Origin of the sequence: Salinivibrio sp. VGrn1 (assembly GCF_009377995.1) — a bacterium.
Lineage (GTDB): Bacteria > Pseudomonadota > Gammaproteobacteria > Enterobacterales > Vibrionaceae > Salinivibrio > Salinivibrio siamensis.
In genome coordinates, this window is record NZ_SATA01000018.1 from 1 (window position 1) to 6131 (window position 6131).

4 protein-coding genes are annotated in these 6131 nt (G+C 49.4%); 1 reads left to right on the plus strand and 3 read right to left on the minus strand.

What is annotated here, in order from left to right:
- Window positions 1–499 precede the first annotated feature (499 nt).
- The 3 genes from clpB to rluD form a co-directional block, all read right to left on the minus strand.
- Window positions 500–3076: an ATP-dependent chaperone ClpB gene (clpB, locus tag EHW56_RS15145; RefSeq protein WP_046074618.1), complete on the minus strand. Its 2577-nt coding sequence runs from the start codon at window positions 3074–3076 to the stop codon at window positions 500–502.
- Window positions 3077–3153: 77 nt separating this feature from the next.
- Window positions 3154–3876, minus strand: coding sequence for a peptidoglycan editing factor PgeF (pgeF, locus tag EHW56_RS15150; protein WP_152797342.1), 723 nt, complete (start codon window positions 3874–3876; stop codon window positions 3154–3156).
- Window positions 3876–4850 carry a 23S rRNA pseudouridine(1911/1915/1917) synthase RluD gene (gene rluD / locus EHW56_RS15155; protein WP_046074616.1) on the minus strand — a complete coding sequence of 325 codons (975 nt, stop codon included), beginning with the start codon at window positions 4848–4850 and terminating at the stop codon, window positions 3876–3878. The genes pgeF and rluD overlap by 1 nt, the downstream gene beginning before the upstream one ends.
- Before the next feature lie 198 nt (window positions 4851–5048).
- Here rluD and bamD point away from each other — a divergent pair, with 198 nt between their 5' ends.
- A complete protein-coding gene (gene bamD, locus EHW56_RS15160) occupies window positions 5049–5774 on the plus strand; it encodes an outer membrane protein assembly factor BamD (protein ID WP_077579590.1) in 726 nt (241 codons plus the stop codon).
- Window positions 5775–6131 lie beyond the last annotated feature (357 nt).

Here is a 6131-nt window from a genome sequence, read left to right on the forward strand (position 1 = left end):
GTTTTTCGAAACCGAAGTTTCAGCTCAATGAATACTGATTACTGTTTCTCTCCGAAGAGAAAAACGAATTGACTGTGCTCCTGTTGGCATCCACTTTTGAAAAAGTGAAATCAAAACAGCTCAAGGCTGTACCAACATGAATTGGTCACTCAGTTCATCGAATAAATCTTTTTGTCTATTCTTAACGAGTGCCCACACAGATTGCATAGGTCAAATTGTTAAAGAGCGCCGCTCAATCTTGAGCGGGAGTGGCATCTTACGCCACTTTGGCAACAAGTCAAGCATTTTGTTTTGCTTGTTTGTTTTGCCGTTGTTAGCGCGGCTTGCCGTGCCAACGAGAGCGCATTATAGAGAGGTGATTTTTTGACGCAAGGAGTTTTTGATAAAAACATTTCAAGCGAGCAAAAAGCCAACAAGGTGCATTATTACTGAGCATTTCCATGCGAAAACTAAGCAGAAAGCCACCTAAAGTCGGTGGCTTTCGCTCAATAAGTATCTATCAGTCCTGTTTTGCGATGATTTGATCGTTTTCAACATCGAGGAAAACAGGCCGCCCTGGTATCAGCTCGCCACTTAGAATTTGCTGAGCAAGCGGGTTTTCAATTGTCTGCTGGATAGCACGTTTGAGTGGACGCGCACCATAGACGGGGTCAAAGCCACCTTTAGCCACTTTTGCCAAGGCTGCGTCTGAGACCTCAAGCTTAAAGTCTCTTTCGGCCATACGATGAGCCAGCTCTTGCATCTGTAGACCTGCAATCTCTTTGATGTGGTCTTCGGCTAATGGGTGGAACACCACCGCTTCATCGATTCGGTTGATGAATTCTGGACGGAAATGATTTGCAGCCACTTCCATCACGGTGTGTTTTATACCCGCATAGTCCAGTTCACCGAAATGCGCCTGAATCTGCTCTGAGCCAAGGTTTGACGTCATGATCACCACCGCATTGCGAAAGTCGACAGTGCGGCCTTGACCATCCGTCAGGCGCCCATCATCCAGCACCTGTAGCAAGATGTTAAACACATCCGAGTGAGCTTTCTCTATCTCGTCGAGCAGAATGACAGAGTAAGGGCGACGACGTACCGCTTCGGTCAGATACCCCCCTTCTTCATAACCCACATAACCTGGGGGTGCACCCACAAGGCGAGCCACGGAATGCTTCTCCATAAATTCGGACATATCAATCCGTACCATGGCATCACGGCTGTCAAACATGAATTCAGCCAGTGATTTACAAAGTTCGGTTTTACCTACCCCCGTTGGGCCCAAGAAGAGAAATGAACCAATTGGGCGATTCGGATCCGCCAAACCGGCACGGCTACGGCGAATAGCATTACCAACAGCGCTCACCGCTTCATCTTGCCCTATCACGCGTTCATGCAATGCCGACTCCATCTTGAGCAGCTTTTCTTTTTCGCTTTCAAGCATACGCGACACTGGGATGCCTGTTTGCCGTGCGATAACATCAGCAATCTCTGCATCCGTGACACGGTTTTTAAGCAGCGTCATTTCCTGCATCTCTGCTTGGCTGGCAAGATCCAATTGCTTCTCTAGTTCAGGGATCTTGCCGTATTGCAGCTCTGACATCCGACTCAAGTCGCCGGCTCGACGTGCGATTTCCATATCAGTACGCGCTTGCTCTAACGCTGCTTTGATGTGTTGAGCACCAGATACAGCGGCTTTTTCAGTATTCCAGACCTCTTCTAATTCTGCATACTCGCGCTCTTTTGCTTCTAGCTCGTCGCGAAGCGTTTCTAAGCGCTTTTGGCTCGCACTGTCTTCTTCTTTTTCCAGCGCTTGCTGCTCTATCTTCAGTTGCACAATGCGACGCTCAAGCCTGTCGAGTGAGTCTGGCTTAGAGTCTATTTGCATCCGAATACTAGACGCAGCCTCGTCAATCAGATCGATGGCTTTATCTGGCAGCTGCCGATCAGCAATATAGCGGTGTGACAAACTCGCAGCAGCTACGATAGCCGGATCGGTAATTTCTACCGCATGATGCAATTCATAACGCTCTTTGAGGCCTCGCAAAATGGCCACCGTGTCTTCGACATTCGGCTCACTCACCAACACTTTTTGGAAACGGCGTTCTAGTGCCGCATCTTTTTCCACATACTGTCGGTATTCATCCAGCGTCGTTGCCCCCACACAATGGAGTTCACCACGTGCCAAGGCAGGCTTAAGCATGTTGCCCGCGTCCATGGCCCCTTCAGCTTTACCTGCGCCCACCATGGTGTGAAGTTCGTCGATAAAGAGAATGACATTGCCTTCTTCTTTGGCCAGTTCATTCAGCACCGCTTTTAAACGTTCTTCAAATTCACCACGGTATTTCGCGCCTGCGACCAGTGAGCCCATATCAAGAGAGAGTACGCGTTTGCTACGAAGTCCTTCTGGCACTTCACCATTCACAATGCGTTGAGCCAGGCCTTCCACGATGGCCGTTTTACCCACGCCAGGCTCACCAATCAGCACTGGGTTATTTTTGGTACGGCGTTGTAACACTTGCACCGTACGACGGATTTCATCATCACGGCCAATGACAGGGTCCAGCTTGCCTTGCTCTGCACGCTCAGTAAGATCAATGGTGAATTTTTCGAGGGCTTGGCGGTTCTCTTCCGCGTTAGGATCATCCACTTGCTGCCCACCACGGACTTTCTCTATCGCTTCTTCAACCTTTTGCGATGTTAAACCGTGACTACGTAACAGCTCGCCCAACTGACCTTTATCTTCCACCGCAGCCAAAACAAAAAGCTCTGACGAGATATATTTATCTTTACGCTTTTGCGAGATTTTGTCGCACAGGTTAAATAACGTCCCCAGGTGGTTTGAAAGCTGAACCTCGCCACCGGTACCCGTTACTTGTGGTAAGCGGTCTAATAACTCAGAAAGGCTGGAACGCAGCTGGCTCACATCCACATTCAGCATGGTCAATAACGGGCGGATGGCACTGCTGTCTTGGTTCAGGAGTGCGGTCATCAAATGAACAGGCTCGATGTACTGGTGATCTCGCCCTAATGCCAGTGATTGCGCATCAGAAATCGCAATTTGGAATTTACTCGTAAATCGGTCAAGGCGCATAGTTCCTCCCACTTAACACCTCTAGTTGATGAATAAATGGGCACGATTGCGGCGCTTTTCAAGCACCTTTGTCGATTTTATTTCACCCGCCAGATGCAGGTTGCCATCCGGCCTGTTTGCCCATCTCGTCGATACGAATAAAACTGATCCGCCTGCTGGTAGGTACAAAACTCCCCACCATAAACAGCAGTAACGCCAGCCTGTTGGAGTCGTTGCTTCGCAAGGTGATAAAGATCAGCAAAATACTTACCGTTTCCTTTTGCGGTAAATGCCGACATCGCCTGCGGTGAGTGCGTTACAAACGCCTCGATCACCTCCTCCCCAACTTCAAAAGCCTGTGGCCCAATGGCTGGCCCTAACCAGGCAAGACATCGATTGGGATCGGAAAACTGAGATAGCGTCGCTTCTAACACGCCAGACGATAAACCTCGCCAACCTGCGTGGGCAGCCGCGACTTGCTGACCATCGTCACTGCAAACGAGCACAGGCAAACAATCAGCCGTCATGATGGTACACACTTGACCCGTCGTATCGGTGAAGGCCGCATCTGCCTGTGGATGAGGCGAGCGGGTCGGCAAGTGGACAACGTGTGTACCATGGACTTGTTCAAGCCAAGTGATATCCCCACTCACCTGCTGTGCAAGCAGTGCGCGATTTTGACCCACAGCTTCAGGTGCGTCGCCAACATGCATGCCAAGATTCCAACCCGAAAAGCTCCCTTGACTAGCACCACCAATACGCGTGGTGGTCAGCGCTCGTATGTTACTCGGAGCGGGCCAATCAGGCTGAAGGCAATACATCAGTAGTCCTCTTCTCCATATTGGGTTTGATCGTCTCTTAACCGTTCAGTCAAGGCCACCATATCGTCGGGGATCGGTGCATGCCATTCCATCAACTCACCGCTAACAGGGTGATCTAAGCGTAGCATGGCCGCATGCAATGCCTGGCGTCGGAATTGGCGCAGACTTTGTACAAGCTCATCGTCAGCGTGACGAGGCGGTTTGGCCTTCCCGCCATATAAGGGATCACCCACTAGAGGATGATTTAAGTAGGCCATATGGACACGGATCTGGTGGGTACGGCCCGTTTCCAACCGCAACCGTAATCGTGTGTGACCACGAAAATGTTCCGCGACGCGATAATGAGTGATCGCGGGTTTACCTAGCTCATGCACGGCCATATGGGTACGCTTGGTCGAATGGCGGCCAATCGGCTTATCCACCATCCCCCCGCCGGTCATATTACCAATCGCAATGGCTTCATACTCACGGGTAATTTTCCGCTTTTGTAGCGCACGCACCAAACGGGTTTGTGCCGGAATAGTTTTAGCGACCACCATTAATCCCGTGGTGTCTTTATCCAAACGATGCACTATCCCTGCCCGAGGTACGTCTCCAATTTCCGGATAACGATACAACAGACCGTTCAGTAAAGTGCCATCAGGGCAACCTGCGCCTGGGTGAACAACCAGCCCCGCAGGTTTATTAATCACCAACAAGTCATCATCTTCATAGACAATATCTAGCGGAATATCTTGCGCTATCCAGCGATCGTCATCTTCAATTTCCGCAGTGATCTCAACGTTTTCTCCGCCCATCACTTTTTGGCGCGGCTTATCAATGGTCACACCATCGAGTGATACCTGGCCGGCTTGGATCCAAGTCTTGATCCGAGAGCGTGAGTAGTCAGGAAACAACTCAGCAATGGCTTGGTCAAGCCGTTGACCCAGTTGATGGTCTTGGATCTGGTGGGATAATTCTATCTGTTGTGCCATATCGAACTTTTCTATGATTTCTATGACTAAACCCTCGCGACAGTCGTTATAGTGGCGCTCGGCATATCGCCTATCAACGCCTTTTGCTATAGTCGCCTGTCACTGGATAAAATAGCCGGAATAATGACATTGTATCTGTTTGCCGCTGCGACCGTAATCCAGATGGCATAAAAACTTTTCAAGGAAGTGCGATAACCCATGAAACGCCTAACCCTGACTGCACTACTCGCAGCCTCTCTACTCGCCGGTTGTTCAAGTAACGACCAAGTCGTCCAAGACGATCCGCCATCCAAACTGTATCAGGATGCTGAAGCGCAGTTAAATCAAGGGGCTTGGATAACCGCTATTGAAAAGCTGGAAGCACTGGATTCACGCTATCCCTTTGGTGCTTATTCTGATCAAGTGCAGCTGGATCTGATTTATGCATATTACAAAAATGATGACTTGGCTTTAGCCGAGGCAACCATTGATCGTTTTATGCGTATGCACCCTGCGCACCCAGAAAGTGACTGGGTGGTTTATATGCGTGGCCTTACCCATATGGCGCAAGATCGTAGCCTCATTCACGATATTCTTCGTATGGAGCGGGACGACAGAGATCCTCAGCCAGCACGCAAAGCATTTGCCGATTTTCGTCGCCTGCTTGAGCGCTATCCAAACAGTGAGTATGCCGCAGATGCCAAAGCGCGGATGACCGCATTAAAAAACCGCCTCGCTAACTATGAGCTCGCCGCAGCAGATTACTATATTCGTCGAGAAGCTTGGGTTGCCGCGGTTAATCGTTGCCAAGCGTTGCAGCGTGACTTCCCTGATACAGAAGCGGCCAGAGCGTCACTCCCTTTAATGCTTAAAGCCTATGAAAAGCTTGGACTCGATGAACCCGCAGAGCGAACAAGAAAACTGATCGCCAAGAATCCAGCGTAATAGCGAGTCAACAAGCTTGATAATCAAAACCTCCGCAAAGGAGGTTTTTTTATGTCTATAGATTACCGGTGAAAAGCGCGCTTTACCGAGTAATATTGGAATCGACTCTCGGCTTCCGCGTTGAGTGGGCACAGATATACATTATTGAGGTATAACGGTTTATAGAGTTTGAAGCGGTAAGTTATTGAATCAAAACGCGTGATATCTTGCTATAGATACAAAAAAGCCCCGACCGTGAGGTCAGGGCTTGGTGTTTTCTCATCAAAGTCTTACGTCAATCTGCTTTGATGCTTAAATCCGTTTTTGCCTTCAGATTTTTCCAAAAATCTGAAAACAAGAAAGCAAGCCTGGCGATGT